Annotated in this window: 21 protein-coding genes; 12 read left to right on the forward strand and 9 right to left on the reverse strand. The window is 61.2% G+C overall.

Annotation, left to right across the window (positions count from 1 at the left end; all coding sequences use genetic code 11):
* The first annotated feature begins 4 nt into the window (after window positions 1-4).
* Window positions 5-1150, forward strand: coding sequence for a hypothetical protein (locus tag LQK84_RS03330; RefSeq protein WP_230827195.1), 1146 nt, complete (start codon window positions 5-7; stop codon window positions 1148-1150).
* A gap of 55 nt (window positions 1151-1205) precedes the next feature.
* Here the strand turns inward: LQK84_RS03330 and LQK84_RS03335 are convergent, their stop codons facing one another.
* Window positions 1206-2084, reverse strand: coding sequence for an EamA family transporter (locus tag LQK84_RS03335; RefSeq protein ID WP_230827196.1), 879 nt, complete (start codon window positions 2082-2084; stop codon window positions 1206-1208).
* Window positions 2085-2162: 78 nt separating this feature from the next.
* On the opposite strand from LQK84_RS03335, the gene LQK84_RS03340 reads away from it, so the two are divergent.
* The gene (locus tag LQK84_RS03340) at window positions 2163-2681 is read left to right on the forward strand and encodes a MarR family winged helix-turn-helix transcriptional regulator (protein WP_230827197.1); all 519 of its coding nucleotides are present in this window, start codon (window positions 2163-2165) and stop codon (window positions 2679-2681) included.
* Between the two features lie 16 nt (window positions 2682-2697).
* Here the strand turns inward: LQK84_RS03340 and LQK84_RS03345 are convergent, their stop codons facing one another.
* The 7 genes from LQK84_RS03345 to LQK84_RS03375 form a co-directional block, all read right to left on the reverse strand.
* The gene (locus tag LQK84_RS03345) at window positions 2698-3219 is read right to left on the reverse strand and encodes a hypothetical protein (protein WP_230827198.1); all 522 of its coding nucleotides are present in this window, start codon (window positions 3217-3219) and stop codon (window positions 2698-2700) included.
* Window positions 3216-3632, reverse strand: coding sequence for a hypothetical protein (locus tag LQK84_RS03350; protein ID WP_230827199.1), 417 nt, complete (start codon window positions 3630-3632; stop codon window positions 3216-3218). The genes LQK84_RS03345 and LQK84_RS03350 overlap by 4 nt, the downstream gene beginning before the upstream one ends.
* A 53-nt stretch (window positions 3633-3685) precedes the next feature.
* Window positions 3686-4174, reverse strand: coding sequence for a hypothetical protein (locus tag LQK84_RS03355; protein WP_230827200.1), 489 nt, complete (start codon window positions 4172-4174; stop codon window positions 3686-3688).
* A gap of 322 nt (window positions 4175-4496) precedes the next feature.
* Window positions 4497-5024 (reverse strand): AAA family ATPase, encoded by a 528-nt coding sequence (locus LQK84_RS03360; RefSeq protein WP_230827201.1) that lies wholly within the window; start codon window positions 5022-5024, stop codon window positions 4497-4499.
* A gap of 27 nt (window positions 5025-5051) precedes the next feature.
* Complete coding sequence (locus LQK84_RS03365; RefSeq protein WP_230827202.1) at window positions 5052-6551, reverse strand: AMP nucleosidase; 1500 nt, start codon at window positions 6549-6551, stop codon at window positions 5052-5054.
* 62 nt (window positions 6552-6613) lie between these two features.
* A complete protein-coding gene (locus LQK84_RS03370; RefSeq protein ID WP_230827203.1) occupies window positions 6614-6784 on the reverse strand; it encodes a hypothetical protein in 171 nt (56 codons plus the stop codon).
* Between the two features lie 176 nt (window positions 6785-6960).
* Window positions 6961-7302: a DUF2147 domain-containing protein gene (locus LQK84_RS03375; RefSeq protein ID WP_230827204.1), complete on the reverse strand. Its 342-nt coding sequence runs from the start codon at window positions 7300-7302 to the stop codon at window positions 6961-6963.
* A 535-nt stretch (window positions 7303-7837) separates the two neighbouring features.
* On the opposite strand from LQK84_RS03375, the gene LQK84_RS03380 reads away from it, so the two are divergent.
* The 4 genes from LQK84_RS03380 (at window position 7838) to LQK84_RS03395 (ending at window position 11914) form a co-directional block, all read left to right on the forward strand.
* A complete protein-coding gene (locus LQK84_RS03380; RefSeq protein ID WP_230827205.1) occupies window positions 7838-8098 on the forward strand; it encodes a sel1 repeat family protein in 261 nt (86 codons plus the stop codon).
* 382 nt (window positions 8099-8480) lie between these two features.
* Window positions 8481-9668, forward strand: coding sequence for a DUF2778 domain-containing protein (locus LQK84_RS03385; RefSeq protein WP_230827206.1), 1188 nt, complete (start codon window positions 8481-8483; stop codon window positions 9666-9668).
* A gap of 135 nt (window positions 9669-9803) precedes the next feature.
* Window positions 9804-10508, forward strand: a complete 705-nt coding sequence (locus LQK84_RS03390) for an SDR family oxidoreductase (protein ID WP_230827207.1) — start codon at window positions 9804-9806, stop codon at window positions 10506-10508.
* A gap of 194 nt (window positions 10509-10702) precedes the next feature.
* Window positions 10703-11914: an MFS transporter gene (locus LQK84_RS03395; RefSeq protein ID WP_230827288.1), complete on the forward strand. Its 1212-nt coding sequence runs from the start codon at window positions 10703-10705 to the stop codon at window positions 11912-11914.
* Window positions 11915-11952: 38 nt separating this feature from the next.
* Here LQK84_RS03395 and LQK84_RS03400 read toward each other — a convergent pair whose 3' ends face one another.
* The gene (locus LQK84_RS03400) at window positions 11953-13620 is read right to left on the reverse strand and encodes an electron transfer flavoprotein-ubiquinone oxidoreductase (RefSeq protein WP_230827208.1); all 1668 of its coding nucleotides are present in this window, start codon (window positions 13618-13620) and stop codon (window positions 11953-11955) included.
* Window positions 13621-13916: 296 nt separating this feature from the next.
* On the opposite strand from LQK84_RS03400, the gene LQK84_RS03405 reads away from it, so the two are divergent.
* The 6 genes from LQK84_RS03405 to LQK84_RS25060 all read left to right on the forward strand — a co-directional run bounded on the left by LQK84_RS03405 (window position 13917) and on the right by LQK84_RS25060 (window position 17743).
* Window positions 13917-14708, forward strand: a complete 792-nt coding sequence (locus LQK84_RS03405; protein WP_230827209.1) for an SDR family oxidoreductase — start codon at window positions 13917-13919, stop codon at window positions 14706-14708.
* A 30-nt stretch (window positions 14709-14738) separates the two neighbouring features.
* A complete protein-coding gene (locus tag LQK84_RS03410) occupies window positions 14739-14930 on the forward strand; it encodes a hypothetical protein (RefSeq protein WP_230827210.1) in 192 nt (63 codons plus the stop codon).
* A gap of 128 nt (window positions 14931-15058) precedes the next feature.
* Entirely contained in the window at window positions 15059-16345 is a 1287-nt protein-coding gene (locus LQK84_RS03415; RefSeq protein WP_230827211.1) for an Hsp70 family protein, read from the forward strand.
* Between the two features lie 64 nt (window positions 16346-16409).
* The gene (locus LQK84_RS03420; RefSeq protein WP_230827212.1) at window positions 16410-17258 is read left to right on the forward strand and encodes a uracil-DNA glycosylase; all 849 of its coding nucleotides are present in this window, start codon (window positions 16410-16412) and stop codon (window positions 17256-17258) included.
* A gap of 166 nt (window positions 17259-17424) precedes the next feature.
* Entirely contained in the window at window positions 17425-17604 is a 180-nt protein-coding gene (locus LQK84_RS03425) for a hypothetical protein (protein WP_230827213.1), read from the forward strand.
* Between the two features lie 10 nt (window positions 17605-17614).
* Entirely contained in the window at window positions 17615-17743 is a 129-nt protein-coding gene (locus LQK84_RS25060) for a hypothetical protein (protein WP_269071741.1), read from the forward strand.
* The last annotated feature ends 5 nt before the right edge of the window (window positions 17744-17748 follow it).

Here is a 17748-nt window from a genome sequence, read left to right on the forward strand (position 1 = left end):
AGGCATGACGGGCAAATTTACGAACAGACTGCAGGCTGTCATTCTCTATGACGGAGGGAATGACATATCCGCTTCAGCGATGTTGCGCTCATATTGCGATACAGCACAGAAAATGGGCCAGCCATTCCGGATTGCAAATCCATCAATGATGATGGGGCCGAATGATCTGTCCGTATTGGTGAGTTACTCACCACATCAGGCCGATATGTCCAAGTTTGGAAATGCTTTGAAGTCCGTGTGGAACTTTGAGCTATCCCACCAATTGGAAGCGCGCGTGCAGCGACATCGTAGCCACATGGTGATCGATGTTTTCCACGGTTTGCACGGCATCGTATCCGACAAACCCGAGATAGCTGAATTTCTGACCAAGATAAATGTGGGGAAGCCCGGTCATTCGCTGCGCGACTTCCAACAACGCGCAGGGCTTCTCGCTCAAATTGCCACACATTTCCAACATCTTCATCCCGGAAGCGCCATCCACTGGACGCAGAGTGATTCACTTCACGAGGCTGGAAAATTTTCAACGATATTGGCCGATGGACAGCTTCTTCCCCTTACCGTGCAACCACTTATTTGTCGCGCGACGGGTACGCCCAAACACCGCGATGACTCAATTGCGGTGCTGACAAGAGGTGCCGCAGATTACGTTGGACGAGAAATCTTTGTTCCGCCCGCGCCGATTCCTTGGTTAGAACGCTACTTTGCTGCTCTTGCCTTCGTTGACGTTGCGAACCTGCAGAACGGCTACATTATTCCACACGAAAGCATGTTTTCGATAGCGGATGGAGAATTTTCTTATCTCGTTCAGCACCTCGACGGAGGCGTCTCCGCAGCGCCAACCGTTGCGCCGGTTTACAGTCTTGAACTCATCTTCCACAAAAAATATGGATATGTGAACCCGCGTAACAAAAACGTTGATATTGCCGCCGCCACGTTGGGGGATGCGGTAGATCGGACAGATAGAAGTCAGGCAGAAAAGGAAGAATTTCCAGCAACGCAGGTGAAGCCGGAAAAGAGCTTGACTCGAAATGACGGAAAGCTGGAAGCCCGTTCCTCAAGCAACCACGAGCCCACAAGACAAAAACCAAGCTCAGTCCACCGCAATGTCGTTCCGTTCGGTCGTCGCACAACGCTCGAGAAAAAAGACTAATAAGCGTGCCGACCGGCACGAAGGTCATCGTTTTGCAGGAAGGCTAACCACCGTTTCAGGCTGAGGGCGCAGTCTTGACCGGGGCGCGCCCTCCCCGCTGACCGAGCAGGATGCTGGCAAAGATCAGCGCCATGCCGGCCCATTGGTAGGGCGTCAGCATTTCGTTGCGGAAGATCAGGCCGAGCGTGACGGCGGCAACGGGGCTCAGGAAGGCCAGTTGCGAGACGCGGTTGGGATCGAGCTTCGCGATCCCGCGGAACCAGAGCGCATAGGTCAGCCCCGCGCCGATGAAGCTCAGATAGGCGACCGCCGCGAGATTGGTCGCATTCAGCGCCAGCAGATCATGGACATGCAGGAAGACGACTGGCAGCAGAAGAATGCCGCCGGCGCTCAATTGCCATGCGGTGAAGGTGAGCAGCGGAACCGGCGGCTGCCAGCGGCGCGTCAGCACGGTGCCGAAGGCCATGGAGAGAGCGCCGAAGAGGCCAGCCGCGACACCGACCGGATCGAGTGCGGCTCCCGGCTTGAGAATCAGGATCGCCACGCCGAGAGCGCCGCCCAGGGCTGCGAGCACGGAGACGGTGCGGATCGGCGTGCCGACCAGCGCGCGGGCGAGGAAGACGATGATGAAGGGCTGGACCGCCCCGACGGTCGCCGCCACGCCGCCCGGCAGGCGATAGGCCGTCACGAAGAGCATCCACCAGAAGAATGAGAAGTTGAGCGCGCCGAGGATGAAGGCCCGGAGCCACCAGATGCCTGTCGGCAATTGCCGCGTCAGCGCCAGCAGCAGGATGCCGGCCGGCAGTGCCCGCAGCGCCGAGACGAGGAGCGGATCGAGCCCCGGCAGGAAGGTTGTCGTGACGATATAGGTGCTGCCCCAGATGAGAGGTGCTAGCGCGGTCAGCAGGATATCGGAAAGGGCGACGGCGGGCATGGGAGCCTCCATTTATCTTGACCTCAAGATAAATGGATAAATCTTGACGTCAAGATAAATTCATGGTGACGTTTTGCCATGAGCGATGCGCATGAAAACACGCCCGACGATGTCGACAGGATCGTCAAGCAATGGAACCGGGAGCGACCGGATCTGGATGTCGGGCCCATGGGGCTGATCGGCAGGATCGGACGCTTGCGCGAGACGCTTTTCCGCGAACAGGAAAAGGTCTTCGCCCGCTTCGGCCTGAACTATTCCGGCTTCGATGTGCTGGCGACCTTGCGGCGGCACGGTGCGCCCTACACGCTTTCGCCCGGCGCCCTGATGGACAGCATGATGATCACCTCCGGCACGGTGACGAACCGGATCGACCAGCTGGAAAAGGCCGGCCTCGTCTCGCGCGAGCCCAATCCCGACGACCGCCGCAGCATGCTGGTGGCGTTGACGCCGGCGGGGCTCAAGGTGATCGATGAAGCGGTTGCGGCGCATGTGGAGAACCAGCACCGGATCGTCGGTCCGCTGTCCCCGGACGAGCGCGTGGCTCTGGATGCGCTTCTTTCGCGCTTTCTCAGCCGACTCGCATCGGGCGACGACTGAGGGGCCGCGCCATCATCTATTGATCCGTCAAAAGCGCGCGATATCGCGAACGGTCCTCTTCGGTCATGAAGACATCATCGGCGCAGCGGTTGGCCTGGACCGCTTTCCAGCGGCCGTTCCGTTTTTCAAGCAGCGCCTCCAGCAGAGCCGTATCCGGGTCCTGCTCGCACTGGCCCCAAATTTCGGCGGCGACCGGACGGCCATCGGATTTGTTGCGGACCTTGCCGCGAAAATAGGCCATGTGACCGTCACTGCGCAGGACCTCGACGACGAAGACAATGGGCACACGATCATTGAGATCGGCATTGGCCTCGCGCACGGCGTCGAGAATGGCCTTACGCTCGGGGTCGCCCTTGGAGACATTGTGCGCACGGGACCGTTCCGCAACAGGCGTCGCAAGCGGATGCGATTGATACTCACGGCGGGATTGCGAGATCCCGGTTCCGTGCATGGCGGCCTTTGCCGGCTCTACCATCATCAGGGCGGACAGCGCGGCGATGAGGCAGGCGGACAGACTATGCTTCGTTTCAAGTTTCATGGCATTTCGTTCCTTTCAGACGGCAACTTGCCCTGCGGGAAAAAGAGGCGCGTGAGGACCATGTTGAACCCGAGCGCGAGACCTGCAGACAGGCCGAGAGCAAACGGCATGAGTAGCGGCTCCGCACCGTGTATCCGGCCGGACACATAGAATGGCACGAGGAGCATCGCGCCGAACACGAAGGCCAGGGCTGCAAGGCTCGCCAGCCGGCTGCCTGCCCGCCACCCGCGAGAGGCGAGCCTGACATCAAGCCGCCCCGCGACAAACGCCGGTGCGGCACCGATCACATAGGCAGGCGCCAGAATGCTGAAGACCAGCGGCGCGCCAATCGGCCAGGCACCGAAGGACACCAGGAGAAGCAGCCCCGCGAGCGGCGGCATCACCAGCGCCAACGTCAGCGCATGAAACGGCATCAGCGCCTTCGCGCCCGGGAGATCCGGCTGGCCTGAATTCCGGTCAGCCCCACTCACGGGATCGGAGCGGCGACGCCCTCGTAGACGATCTTCATTTCCGTGCCCGCCTTCAGCATGGTCTCGGCGATCGGCAGACCGCTCTTGTCGTCGATGAAAACGGTCTTCTTCTCTCCGGGAACATTGCCGGACGCCGCGTTGGGCGAGATTTCGTAAGCCGTCACCGCGACGCCATCGAGCTGTTGAGCCCCGATCTTGCGGCAATCGGTGACCGTCTTGGGCGATGGCATCTTCTGTTTCATCAACGCGCGAACCTGGGCACTCACGGGCATTTTGGACCATGGATCCGCTGCGCCGACGCGGCTATACATCGCGTCCTGGGTCAGGATGAACTCGACCAGATCCTTCATGCCCTGCGTCTTTATCGTCTTCTTCATGGCGGGCGCCTTAAACTGCGCTTCATAGGCATCGAAGACCGGCTGGCAGTCGGCGGCGGCTTGCGCGGTGGAATGGGCAGCCCAGAAGACGCCCAGGGCGAGGAGCATGGAAGAATATCTGCCTGTCACCATTGAGCGATACATGCCGGGGTTCCCATCTTTGTTCGCATGCAGGCGCCCTTCCCTGTCAGGCCAGGGCACGATGCGGGCATGCTGTTTCAAGAGCAGTGTCAGAATTGACCAACATCGGTTTCAGCACAAGCCGTAGAACAAGCGACCGGCACTGCAACCTCTGGAGGCCGATGTCTTTGCTCCCGAAAGTAACCTCGCGAACGGGACATCTGCTATCAAGACGGACAGGCGGCCCGGGATATTCGGCTCAAATCGAAAATCATTGCAGGAAAAGGAGCGCCGGCTTTCTTGCTACCGCCTATCGCTCAAGGCCCCAGGCCTCATACGCCGCGTCGATTGCCGCGGCCGACTGCAGACAGATCTTCGGCAGGGCGATATCGGCGAAGGTCTTGTGGTTTCGCTCGCGATTCCTCGGCGTCACCACCGTGATGTGACGGATCATCATCCATTTGATGCTGTCCTCCCCGCCGTGCAGGCTTCCGATGCGGTTCTTCTGGAAGAGCGTGCGGCGGACATAGCGAAACAGGCTGAGTGCGGTGGGGATCTCGAGGAGGATGACGCCGGTGACCCGTGCGAAGCGCTGCGGCATGCAGACCGAATAATTGCCATCGATCACCCAACGCTCGCCGGTGAGCGCCTGATCGTGGAGCGCGACGAAGTCCTCGCGCGGGCGCGGCACCCAGTCGGTGCCGGGCAGATGATAGAGCTGATCGAGATGGATTGGCGTCAGGCCGCGTTTTCGGGCAATCGCATCGGCAAGCGTCGACTTGCCGCTGTTGGACGGACCGAGGATGCAGATGCGGTTGCCAAGGGCGGCAAGCTCCATCGTGACATCCCCTGCCCGTCGCTCAACTCACTGGAACGCCGTTTCGAAGAAGCTTCTGAGCTTGCGCGAATGAAGCTTTTCCGATGGCATTTCGGCCATCTTCTGGACGGCGCGGATGCCGATCTGGAGATGCTGGTTGACCTGCGTGCGATAGAAGGCCGTCGCCATGCCGGGCAGTTTCAGCTCGCCATGCAGCGGCTTGTCGGAGATGCAGAGCAGCGTCCCATACGGTACGCGGAAGCGGAAGCCGTTGGCGGCGATGGTGGCCGATTCCATGTCGAGCGCGATGGCGCGCGCCTGGCTCAGCCGCTTCACCGGGCCGCGCTGGTCGCGCAGTTCCCAGTTGCGGTTGTCGATGGTGGCGACGGTGCCGGTGCGCATGATGCGCTTCAGCTCATAGCCATTGTAGCCGGTGACTTCCTCGACCGCCTCTTCGAGAGCAACCTGCACTTCGGAGAGCGCCGGGATCGGAACCCAGACCGGCAGGTCGTCGTCCAGCACATGGTCTTCGCGCATATAGGCATGCGCCAGAACATAGTCGCCGAGGCGCTGCGAATTGCGCAGGCCGGCGCAGTGGCCCAGCATCAGCCAGGCATGCGGGCGCAGGACGGCGATATGGTCGGTGATCGTCTTGGCGTTGGACGGGCCGACGCCAATGTTCACCATGGTGATGCCGGCATGGCCCTTCTTCTTCAGGTGATAGGCCGGCATTTGCGGCAGACGCGGCGCGCCGCCTTCGCTGGGCTCGGTCTCGCCCGGATAGGTGATCATGTTGCCCGGTTCGACAAAAGCGCTGTAGCCATTGCCGCCGGCGGCCATCTGCTCGCGCGCCCATTTGCAGAATTCGTCGATATAGAACTGGTAGTTCGTGAAGAGGACGAAGTTCTGAAAATGCGTCGCGCTGGTCGCGGTGTAGTGGCTCAGGCGGGCAAGCGAATAGTCGATGCGCTGGGCGGTAAAGGGTGCCAGCGGGCTCGGCTCGCCGGGCGCCGGCTCGTATTCGCCATTGGCGATCTCGTCGTCTGTCGTGTTGAGGTCCGGCGTGTCGAACAGGTCGCGCAGCTGCACTTCCGCGCCATCGACAAAATTCGCCTCGACATGCGCGCCCTCGCCGAAGGCAAAGTGCAGCGGGATGGGCGTCGCCGATTCCGACACAACGACGGGCACGCCGTGGTTCTTCATCAGAAGTTCGAGCTGTGTCTTCAGATAATGGCGGAAGAGTTCCGGGTGGGTGATGGTCGTCGTATAGACGCCGGGTGCCGTGACATGGCCATAGGAAAGGCGCGAGTCGACATGGCCGAAGCTGGAGGTCTCGATGGAGACCTGCGGATAGTAGGCCCGGAAGCGCGCCCCGGGCGTCACGCCGGTGGCGATCGCCTTGAAGGCGTCGCTGAGGAATGCCGTGTTGCGCTCGTAGAGCACTTTCAGGGCATCGACGGCTGCCGTGGCGTCATCGAAAACCTGCGGCTCGTACGGGTCTGGGGAAATGAACGGAAGGGGTCGGGTGGGGAAGATTCGCTTGTCCATGTCCCATTATAGACTGAACAGTGTAACAAGCAATCGACAGAGATTGCGGCTCGCATCGACGTTTACCGCGGCGACCCGCAGATCGGATCGTTTGTCAGGACGCAGGCGACTTCCGGGCCATGATAGAAGCGAAGGTTGGAGCCGGACGTCGAGGTGACGACCGCCGAGGTCGACAGGCCAAAGACCACTCCGACCAATGCTATGATCATCATCCGCCGAACCTGCTTGTCCATGTTACGCAACTCCCCGATCCACTCTCATCGTGTGAAACGGTTCTAGCGCATCGGGACTGAACGGGTCCTGAGGCCCGCATTCAGCCGGCATTCAGAATGATGAACGGGTCCTCGAGGACAAAGGAAAGGCCCGGCATTGCTGCCGGGCCCGGTCATGACCACCAAGGGAGGGATGCTTACTGCTTGGTGAGCTTCTCGCTCTTGCAGATCAGTCCGCCGAGCGCGCAGCCGGAAAGCGTCAGCGTGCCGCCCTCGACATGGGCCTTGCCCGAATAGGTCTTGCCTTCGTCCAGCTTGTTGACGGTGCCCTTGTAGTCGCCGCCCTTGCCGGACATGCAGCCGATGGACTTGCCCTTGTATTCGTTGTTCAGCACGGTGCCGCAATATTTGTCGCCGGTACCGGAATACTGGATCAGCGTGCCGTTCGGACGCTTCCAGGTGCCTTCGATCGCCTCGGCCGCAAAGACCGGCGCGGCAAAAGCCGAAATTACAATCGCTGCAGAAACCAACTTCATCATTCAGAGACCTCCTCCAGGGCGCCATCGCCATGCCTGCATCCTCTGACAGGCTGGCATCCGCCATGCTCCTATGAAAACCACTGCCTGCCAAGCCCCTCAGGCCGTGGCGACAGACGAACAATATCTTCCGCGCACGTAAAGGTAAATGGGATTTTTGCGGCGTTTTCGCGGTCCTTGCCGGGAACTCTGAAAAGGCCTTCGTTTCGCTTGGTTAGCGTTTCGTTGAAATCGCCGATTGAATAATTCGTAAAATTTGCGCCAAAAGCCCGGCATCGCAAGGCTTCTGATGTTTAACAAAAAGCCAAGTTTACCAATCATTTGAACTTTGTTTTCGTCCAATTAAGGATGCCTTTTAAGCGCCTGTTGAAGGGCTCGTGGGATAGTGAAGCCACAAGACGAGCACGGGAAACAACCCGGCCAGATGCACCAGGCAGGCCCCAGTCCGCAACAAGATGGGCGGGGCCAGCAAGGTGGCCCGAAAGGGAAAACAGGGATCGCATAAAACAAAAAGAAACCAGGCACAGGGATTAAGACAATGGCACGATTTGAAATGAACGAGACTTCCTCAATGGGTGGCGAAACCCGCGCGGACGTCTTCTGCGAAATGGGTCTGATGTATGCGGCCGGCCGCGGTTGCGCCGTCGACCTCGTCGCCGCCCACAAGTGGCTGAACATTGCCGCCATCAAGGGCTCCGACCGCGCCGCTTCGCTGCGCGCCGATCTGTCGAACGCCATGACGAAGATGCAGCTCGCCCAGGCGCTCCGCGAAGCCCGCGAATGGATGACCATGCATTAATCCGAAGTAGATCGGATCGCGGCGTGATCGCCTCTGCAGTTTATGACAAGAAGAAGAAGCCCGAAAAGGGACAGAATGCTTCGCGCAAGCAAGCTCTCGCATATTCCTGACCGCGTCGGACACCCCGGCGCGGTTTTTGCATTTTGGTAATTCGACCCGGAGCAGGTAACCACACAGGATCCCGAACGGCCACTTCTGTTGACTCATGCCGTAAAAAGGCCAATAACGTCCTATCTTTAGGCGTTGCTTTAAGGCGTAGTTACAATTCAGAAGGCCTCGTAAACCATTTGGTTACCATAGTTTGTCACACTGGGCTCATCAGTTCCCCGCGAGGCTTTTTGCGCCTCAATGCGGGTCTGCGTAACGAGTGGAGCCGAGTTTAATGGCAAATGTGGCAGATATCGCCGGCAGGTTCGGGGCGCAAGCCCGTCCGCACAAGGCGAAAGCGACGAAGGCTACCGGATTGAGCATGTCCCAGGGAGCGGCTATTGCAGCAACGGGCGCGACAGCGCTGTTGATCGCACTCGCCACCGTTACATCTACGCACCATGCGCCTGCTGAAACGAGCAAGATCAGGCTCACGCTGACCGATCCGCTGCCTCCGACCAAGGAGCAGTACGAAGCGCGCAATATCCGTGCCGAGAAGTCTTCGCGACTCTATCCGTTTGTTGCCGATGCGGTCGTGACCCACGCTGCCAAGTCCTTTACCGTTCCGCCGCGCGAAGCCGTGGCCTCGGTCGATGTGCCGGTTCTGCCGAAGAAGGCGGAAGTCTTTGCACAGGCCGACATGCAGAACATGCTGCGTCTTGCCAGCGTTCCGACGCCAACAGCCGCACCGCAGATCGAGGCCGAGCCGGCCGTCGCCACCGCTTCCATTCCGCAGAAGCCGCAAGCCGACCAGCAGGTGGCAAGCCTGGTTACGCCCGACAGCGCCGAAAGCCGCTTCAAGGTGGTGATGCAGGAACCCGACTTCGACGCGCCGCTGCCGATGGCCCGCCCCGAAGGCTGGCCGAAGCCGCCGGCGCCGCCGGTTGCTGCCAAGAACGAAGCGCCCAAGCAGGTTCTCGCCTACGCCAACACGAAGACCGACAACGAAGACATCGGCCTGCCGCGCAAGGCGGTTGCGCCGAAGATGCAGGCTGGCGTTGCCATCTACGATATCACGGCCAAGACGGTCTACATGCCGGACGGCACGAAGTTCGAAGCGCATTCCGGTCTCGGCCAGTTCCGCGACAATCCGAAATACAAGACGATGAGGGGCAAGGGTCCGACCCCGCCCAATACGTACAAGCTCTCGATGCGCGAAACGCCGTTCCATGGCGTTCCGGCACTGCGCATGACGCCGCAGGACCGTACGCGCATGTATGGCCGCGACGGCATCCTGACACACTCTTATCTGCGCCGCCGCCCGGGCGACTCCGCCGGCTGCATCGCCTTCAAGGACTATTACAGCTTCCTGAAGTACTACAAGCGCGGCGACCTCCACACGATCGTGGTCGTCGAAAGCCTCGGCAACGACGCCCCGACCGGCGGCAAGAAGAACTTCCTCGCCTCCCTCTTCGGCGGCTGAGGCAAACCAAAACTCGGTACTCCAAAACCGGCTTCCGCAAGGGGGCCGGTTTTTTAACGTCCGAACGCCGCAAAGGTTCCCAAGTCAGCGCGCGACCACTATAGATTTGGGAGACTTTTAAGCAGGAGTGGAACGATGACCGATCTGAAAGTGGCGCTGATTACGGCAGGCGGAAGCGGCATGGGTGCTGCGGCAGCCCGCAAGCTGGCGGCCGACGGCTACAAGGTCGCGATCCTCTCCTCCTCCGGCAAGGGCGAGGCGCTGGCCGCCGAACTGGGCGGGCTCGGCGTCACCGGCTCCAACCTGTCCACCGATGACATCAAGCGTTTCGTCGATCTGTCGCTCGAGCGCTTCGGGCGCGTCGATGTGCTCGTCAACAGCGCCGGCCACGGGCCGAAGGGGCCGGTTCTCGATATTTCGGACGAGGACTGGCATCTCGGCATGGACTACTACCTGCTGAACGTGATCCGTCCGACGCGGCTCGTCACGCCGCATATGCAGAAGCAGGGTCGCGGCGCGATCATCAACATTTCCACCGCCTGGGCCTTCGAACCAGATGCACAATTCCCGACCTCCGGCGTCTTCCGCGCAGGGCTCGCCGCCTTCACCAAGCTCTTTGCCGACAAATACGCGGGCGACAATATCCGCATGAACAATATCCTGCCCGGCTATATCGACAGCCTGCCGGAGAAGGACGAACGGCGCGAGAAGATCCCCATGGGCCGCTACGGCTCGATGGAGGAAATTGCCGCGACCGTCGCCTTCCTCGCCTCGTCCGGCGGCGGCTATATCACCGGGCAGAATCTCCGCGTCGATGGCGGGATCATGCGCTCGATCTGAGCGCCCCGGGAATTTGTTGCGACGCAATAATTGCTTTACCGGCTAGCGGGCATCTGTTACCCATAAGGCAATCGAACCAATTTGTCCGATTGCCGACACCTCACATCCCCCGTGTTTGACGCCGCGCTGCTGCGTGCCGCGTCCCTGTTGTTCCGAGAGTTTTGAACTTGAGCGATTCCGTCTGCAACGATTGCATGCCTGTGACCGAAGAGGCCGCACCCCGCGTCTATACCCCGTTTGAAGTGGCCCTCGTCATTTTAGCACTCGCCGTCGGCGGGTTCGGTATCGGGACGGGCGAGTTTGCCGTCATGGGCGTGCTTCCGGATATCGCCACGACCTTCAACGTGACCGCGCCGCAGGCCGGCTATGTGATCAGCGCCTATGCGCTCGGCGTTGTCGTCGGCGCCCCGATCATTGCCATGCTGGCGGCGAAGGTTTCGCGGCGGAACCTGCTTCTCGGGCTGATGGGCGTCTTTGCACTCGGCAATATCCTGAGCGCCCTTGCCCCGACCTTCGGCAGCTTTGCCGTTCTGCGCTTTCTCACCGGCCTTCCGCATGGCGCCTATTTCGGCGTTGCGGCACTCGTCTCCGCCTCGCTCGTGCCCGTCAACATGCGGGCGCGCGCCGTCGGCTGGATGATGCTCGGTCTGACGGTTGCGACACTGGCCGGAACGCCGATCATGTCCTTCTTCGGCCAGCTGCTCAACTGGCGCGTCGTCTTCGGTGGCGTCGGCGTGATCGGGCTGGTGACCGTTGTGCTCTGCGCCATCTATCTGCCACGCGACACCGTGGCGGAAGGCGCCAGCATGAAGCGCGAACTCGTCGCCTTCACGCGCCCGCAGGTGTGGCTGACGCTGCTGATCGCCTCGACCGGCTTTGGCGGCATGTTTGCCGTGTTCAGCTATGTCGCGCCGACCGCGCTGGAAGTCGCGATGATGTCGCCGGCCTGGATTCCCGTCATCATGGGCATCTTCGGCGTGGGGATGAATGTCGGAAACATCGTCGGCTCGCGGCTCGCCGACATCTCGATCATGGGCACGATCGGCGGCATGCTGATCTTCAACATGGCGATCATGCTGCTGTTCAGCCTGACAGCGGCCAACCCGTACATGCTCTGCCTCTGCGTCTTCCTCACCGGCTGCACGTTCGCGCCCGGCCCGGCCGTGCAGACGCGCCTGATGGACGTCGCAGCCGAAGGCCAGGCGCTCGCCGCCGCCTCCATGCATTCCGCCTTCAACGTCGCCAATGCGCTCGGCGCCTGGCTCGGCGGCCTCGTCGTCACGCTCGGCTTCGGTTATCCCGCAACCGGCTATGTCGGCATGTTCCTGGGGCTGATTGGTCTGGGGATCTTTGCGGTGTCGTGGCGGATGGAAAAGACCGCGCGGATGATGACCACGCGTAGATAACGCACCCTCCTCTCCCACAAGGGGAGAGGAGAGCCTCATCACATATTCGGATAAACCGGCCCCTCACCACCCTGCGGCGGCACCCAGTTGATGTTCTGGTTGGGGTCCTTGATATCGCAGGTCTTGCAGTGGACGCAGTTCTGGGCGTTGATGACGTAGGTCTGCTCGCCATCCTTCTCCACCCATTCATAGACGCCCGCCGGACAGTAGCGCGAGGACGGGCCGGCGTAGATGCCGAGTTCCGATGACTTCTGCAGCGCCATGTCCTTGACCTTGAGATGGACCGGCTGGTCTTCCTCATGGTTGGTGTTGGACAGGAACACCGAGGACAGGCGGTCGAAGGTCAGCACGCCGTCCGGCTTCGGATAGTCGATCGGCTTGTGCTGCGAGGCGGGTTCGAGCGAGGCCGCGTCCGTCTTGCCATGCTTCAGCGTGCCGAAGAAGGAGAAGCCGCCAGTGAGCTGATTGACCCACATGTCAAAACCACCCAGCGCGACGCCGATGGCGGTGCCGAACTTGGACCAGAGCGGCTTGACGTTGCGCACGCGCTTCAAGTCCTTGCCGATCGCTGTGTCGCGCCATTCGTTCTCGATCTCGACCGGCTCGTCATTGGCGCGGCCTGCCGCAATGGCTGCGGCGATCTTGTCGCCGGCCAGGATGCCTGACAGCACCGCGTTATGGCTGCCCTTGATGCGCGGGACGTTGACGAAGCCCGCCGAGCAGCCGATCAGCGCGCCGCCGGGGAAGGAGAGCTTCGGCACGGACTGATAGCCGCCTTCGGTAATCGCGCGCGCGCCATAGGAGATGCGCTTGCCGCCTTCGAACGTGCCGCGGATCGCCGGATGCGTCTTGAAGCGCTGGAACTCTTCGAACGGGAAGAGATACGGGTTCTTGTAATTGAGATGCACCACGAAGCCGACGGCGACGAGGTTGTCTTCGAGATGATAGAGAAACGAACCGCCGCCGGTCTTCATGCCGAGCGGCCAGCCGAAGGAGTGCTGCACGAGGCCCTGCTTGTGGTTCTCGAGCTTGACCTCCCAGAGTTCCTTGATGCCGATGCCGAATTTTTGCGGCTCGCGATCCTTGGAGAGATCGAACTTCGCGATCAGCTGCTTGGCGATGGAGCCGCGCACGCCTTCCGAAATCAGGACATACTTGCCGAGCAGTGCCATGCCACGGGCGAAATTCGGCCCCGGCTCGCCATTCTTCTCGATGCCCATGTCGCCGGTGGCGACGCCGATGACGGCGCCGGCATCGTTATAGAGTACTTCGGCAGCGGCAAAGCCCGGATAGATTTCGACGCCCAGCTCTTCAGCCTTCGTCGCCAGCCAGCGGCAGACATTGCCGAGCGAGACGATGTAGTTGCCGTGATTGTTCATCAGCGGCGGCATGAGAATGTTGGGCAGGCGCAGCGACCCGGCAGGGCCGAGCAGCAGGAAGTGGTCGTCCTTGACCTCGGTCTTGAAGGGATGCCCCTCCTCTTCGCGCCAGCCGGGAAGCAGCGCGTCGATGCCGATCGGATCGACGACCGCGCCGGACAGGATATGCGCGCCGACTTCAGCGCCCTTTTCCAGCACAACGACGGAAAGCTCCGGATTGACCTGTTTCAGGCGGATCGCGGCGGAAAGACCGGCCGGACCTGCGCCAACGATCACGACGTCGAATTCCATCGACTCGCGTTCCGGAAGTTCTGTCTCTCCGCTCATCGCTCTCTCCTCTAGCAAGCCGCAGATGCCCTGGTTCGCCCCACGCGCGGCCTGACGTTCAAATTTGGTCAGGCTTTTTGACAAAGGCTTTGAGCCTTGTCGAGCGTGGATGCGCCAAATCCTTTGCATTTCTTGCATGTGCGAAATTACAAACGATTTATCCTATTACGTTTACGTGAACGTCAATTAGTTGGCAAGAAAAAAGACGGTTTGTCCTGGGATGCAAGAGACACAAAGGCGGCTTTGCGGATCGATTCGATGGGGTTATATGTCGAACCAACAACAGGAGAGACATCATGGATCTGGGAATTTCCGGCAAGCGCGCTCTGGTGCTGGCGTCTTCGCGTGGGCTTGGGCTGGGGATTGCCGTTGCGCTGGCGCGCGAGGGTGCGGATGTCCTGCTGTGCGGGCGCAGCGCCGACAGGCTTGCGGCCAATTGCGTGGCGATCAATGCGGAAGGCAAGGGCAAGGCGCAATTTGTGGCCGCCGACATTGCCGATGCCGGATTTCCGGCCTTCATTGCGGGAGAGGCAGAGCGGCTGCTTGGCGGCGTCGACATTCTCGTCAACAACACGGGCGGGCCGGTTCCGGGAACGGCGGAACAGGTGCTGACGGCTGACAATCTCAACACCTATTTCCAGTCGATGGTGGTCAGCGTGATTACGCTCACCAACCTCATCGTGCCGCAGATGAGAGCGCGTGGCTGGGGGCGTGTGCTGACCGTCGCCTCTTCCGGTGTGTTCGAGCCGATTGCCAATCTGGCGCTTTCCAACACGCTGCGCTCGGCCCTCGTCGGCTGGAACAAGACGCTTTCGGCAGAGATTGCGGGTGCCGGCGTGACGGCAAACCTGCTGCTGCCGGGCCGCATCCATACCGACCGGATCGACGAACTGGATGGCGCGAATGCCAAGCGGACGGGCAAGACGCTGGAGGAGGTGCGCGAGGCTTCGGTCAAGTCGATCCCTGCCGGGCGGCTTGGAACGGTGGAAGAATTTGCAAGCGTCGGCGCCTTCCTGTGCTCCGCGCCCGCCAGCTATGTCACCGGCACGCTGGTGCGCTGCGACGGCGGCGCGGCGAAATCGATCTGACCTTTACGCCCCCTTGAACGGAGACCTGTCATGAAGCGCATTGCAGTTGTTGGCGTCGGCATTCTCGCCGTTCTTTTCGGCCTTGTCTGGATCGGTCAGGGGAGCGGTTACTTCCCTTATCCTGCCTCCAGCTTCATGATCGCGCAGCCGCAATGGATGCTCTATGGCGCGATCGTTGCCCTTCTCGGTCTCGGCGCGGTCGTCGCCGGGCGCCGGATGTAATTTCGAAAAAACTTCACGACAGCCGCCTTGATTTCGCTCGGTCGCCATGCGATCAGGCGCGCCCTGCCTTTTTCACACCCTTTTGAACGACAGGCTGCGCCCTCCCCGCGGCCGGACAAGGATTTGCCATGACCGCCCTCGGCTTCGACTTCGGCACGACCAATACCGTGCTGGCCGCCAGGGCCGGCGATACGACCCAATCGCTGAGCTTCACCAGCAATGCAGAGGTGACGGAAAGCCTGCGCACCTGCCTGTCCTTCATGAAGGACAAGGATCTGGGCGGGCTCGCACTCAAGGTGGAAGCCGGAGCGGCGGCCATCCGCAGCTTCATCGACAATCCGGGCGAATGCCGCTTCCTGCAGTCGATCAAGACCTTTGCGGCAAGCCCGCTCTTCCAGTCCACCATCGTTCACGCGCGCCGGCACAGCTTCGAGGATCTCCTCGAAATCTTCACCCGCCGCATGATGGCCTATTCGGGCGACGGCTGGCCGTCGGATGTCACGCGGATCGTGGCCGGCCGCCCGGTGCGCTTTGCCGGCATGAATGCCAACGCGGAACTGGCCATGGAGCGCTACCGCACTGCGCTTGCCCGCTTCGGCTTTCCGGATGTGCAGTTCGTCATGGAGCCGGTGGCGGCCGCCTTCTACTTCGCCCAGAATCTCGAACGCGACACCAATGTCCTCGTCGCCGATTTCGGTGGTGGCACGACCGACTATTCGATCATCCGCTTCGAGAAGGTGGCGGGCAAGGTCAAGGCACAGCCGATTGCCCATGGCGGCGTCGGCATTGCCGGCGACATGTTCGATTTCCGCATCATCGACAATGTGGTGAGCCCGCAAATCGGCAAGGGCGGATATTTTCGCAATTTCGGCAAGCGGCTGGAAATCCCGTCGAACTATTACGCCAATTTCGGCCGCTGGAACCAGCTGTCAATCTTCAAGACACTGCGCGATTTCCAGGACCTGAAGTCGCTGGTTCGGCAGGCGGAAGACCCGGATCAGCTCGAACTCTTCGTCGATCTGATCGAGCATGACGAGGGCTATCCGCTTTATCAGGCGATTTCGAAGACGAAGTTTGCGCTGTCGTCGCAGGACGAGGCGGAGTTCCATTTCGAACCGCTGGGACGCTCGGGCGACCGCGTGGTGAAGCGCGCCGATTTCGAGACCTGGATCGCGCCGGATATCGCGCTGATGGAAAAGGCGCTGGACGAGACGCTGGCGGAAGCGAACATGCCGGAAAGCGAGATCGGCGCGGTGTTCCTCACCGGCGGCACCTCCTTCGTGCCGGCCGTGCGCAACATGTTCGGCCGCCGCTTCGGCACCGAACGCATCGAGGGCGGTGGAGAACTGCTGTCGATTGCCCATGGTCTGGCGCTGATCGGCGAACGCGACGACATTGCCGACTGGGTGTCGTGACGTTCGGCCTGTGGATGAGCGTTTGGCGGTTCCCTGCCCGGCACGCTTCCTTTAAAGTAGAGGCATGATCGAAGCTTCGAACCTCAACGCCGGAGAACTGGCCGCGCTTCTGCATTTTCATGCGGATGCGGGGGTGGAGTTCCTGCTGGAAGATGAGGGGGTCGATCGCTTCGCGGAATTTGCGGCGAGTGTGGCAATGCGTGCCCCGGCACCAGCAGCCCCTGCACAGGAACGGGCGCAACGCCCGAGCCCGGCTGCGGCAAAGCCGGCCCCCCGCCCTGTCTCGGCAACGGCCGTGGCAATCCCCGGCGAGGAAGCCGTCGAGATGGCGCGTCGTGCGGCCGAAGCCGCGACAAGCCTTGCCGAGCTGAAGCAGGCGATCGACGCGTTCGAAGGCTGCAACCTCAAGGCCAGTGCCCGCAACAGCGTCTTCCCGACGGAGGTCGGCACGCTGCCGATCCTGATCTTTGGCGCAACACCATCCGCGGAGGACGACCGCGAAGGCGTCGCCTTCTCCGGTGCTCATGGGGAACTGCTGGCGAAGATGTTCGGCGCGATCGGCATCGACATCGCCGAGACGACTCTGGCGCACACCGTTCCCTGGCGCCCGCCGGGCGGGCGACCGCCGACACCGGCGGAAGCCGAGATCTGCAGGCCATTTGCGATGCGGCTGATTGCACTGACGAAGCCGCGTTTCATCGTGATGCTCGGCAATTTCGCGACACGCTATTTCACCGGCTCGGCCGAGGCGATCCATGCCTTGCGCGGTCAGTGGTTCGAGATCGGATCGCCGCCGACGGAGGCGATTGCCATGCTGCATCCACAGGATCTGATGACCGCGCCGCTCAGCAAGCGCCTCGCCTGGATGGACCTGCTTGCGCTCGAGCAGCGCATGAAACAGGCAAACGCCTGATCTCCATTAAGATTTTGGGCAACCCCTGCCTTATTTGACAGCAATGTGTCGCAAGCCATGCGGCTCGCGCATGGCAGTTTCCCGTTTCTTCGCATTGCAAAATTTATGCTGCATTGCGATATTACCGACGTGTCTTGGGAGGAATCGAACTTTAGGAACCAAGGCCATGCACGCTACTTTCCGCTCCACCCATTCAGGGTTTGAAACGCTCCGCAAGATGTCCCGCACACCGGGCCAGTCTGCCTATCGCCGTTTTCAGATCGCCACCAACGAACAGTTGACCGCACGCGGCTATGCGATCCCGGCGAAGCCGATGGCGCTGTTCAGCGACTTCATCCAGAAGTAAGGAGCACACGATGCGCTACAATCCCCTTCAGAACCTTGCCGGCACGATCAAGTCGGTGAAGCTTGCCGTTTCGGCTGCCAACGACTATCGCGAGCGCGCCGAGCGCCGCCGCATCCGGGTTTCCGGCCGCAGCCTCTGAGACTG

The sequence above is a fragment of the Rhizobium sp. C4 genome (genome assembly GCF_021026315.1).
Lineage (GTDB): Bacteria > Pseudomonadota > Alphaproteobacteria > Rhizobiales > Rhizobiaceae > Ensifer_A.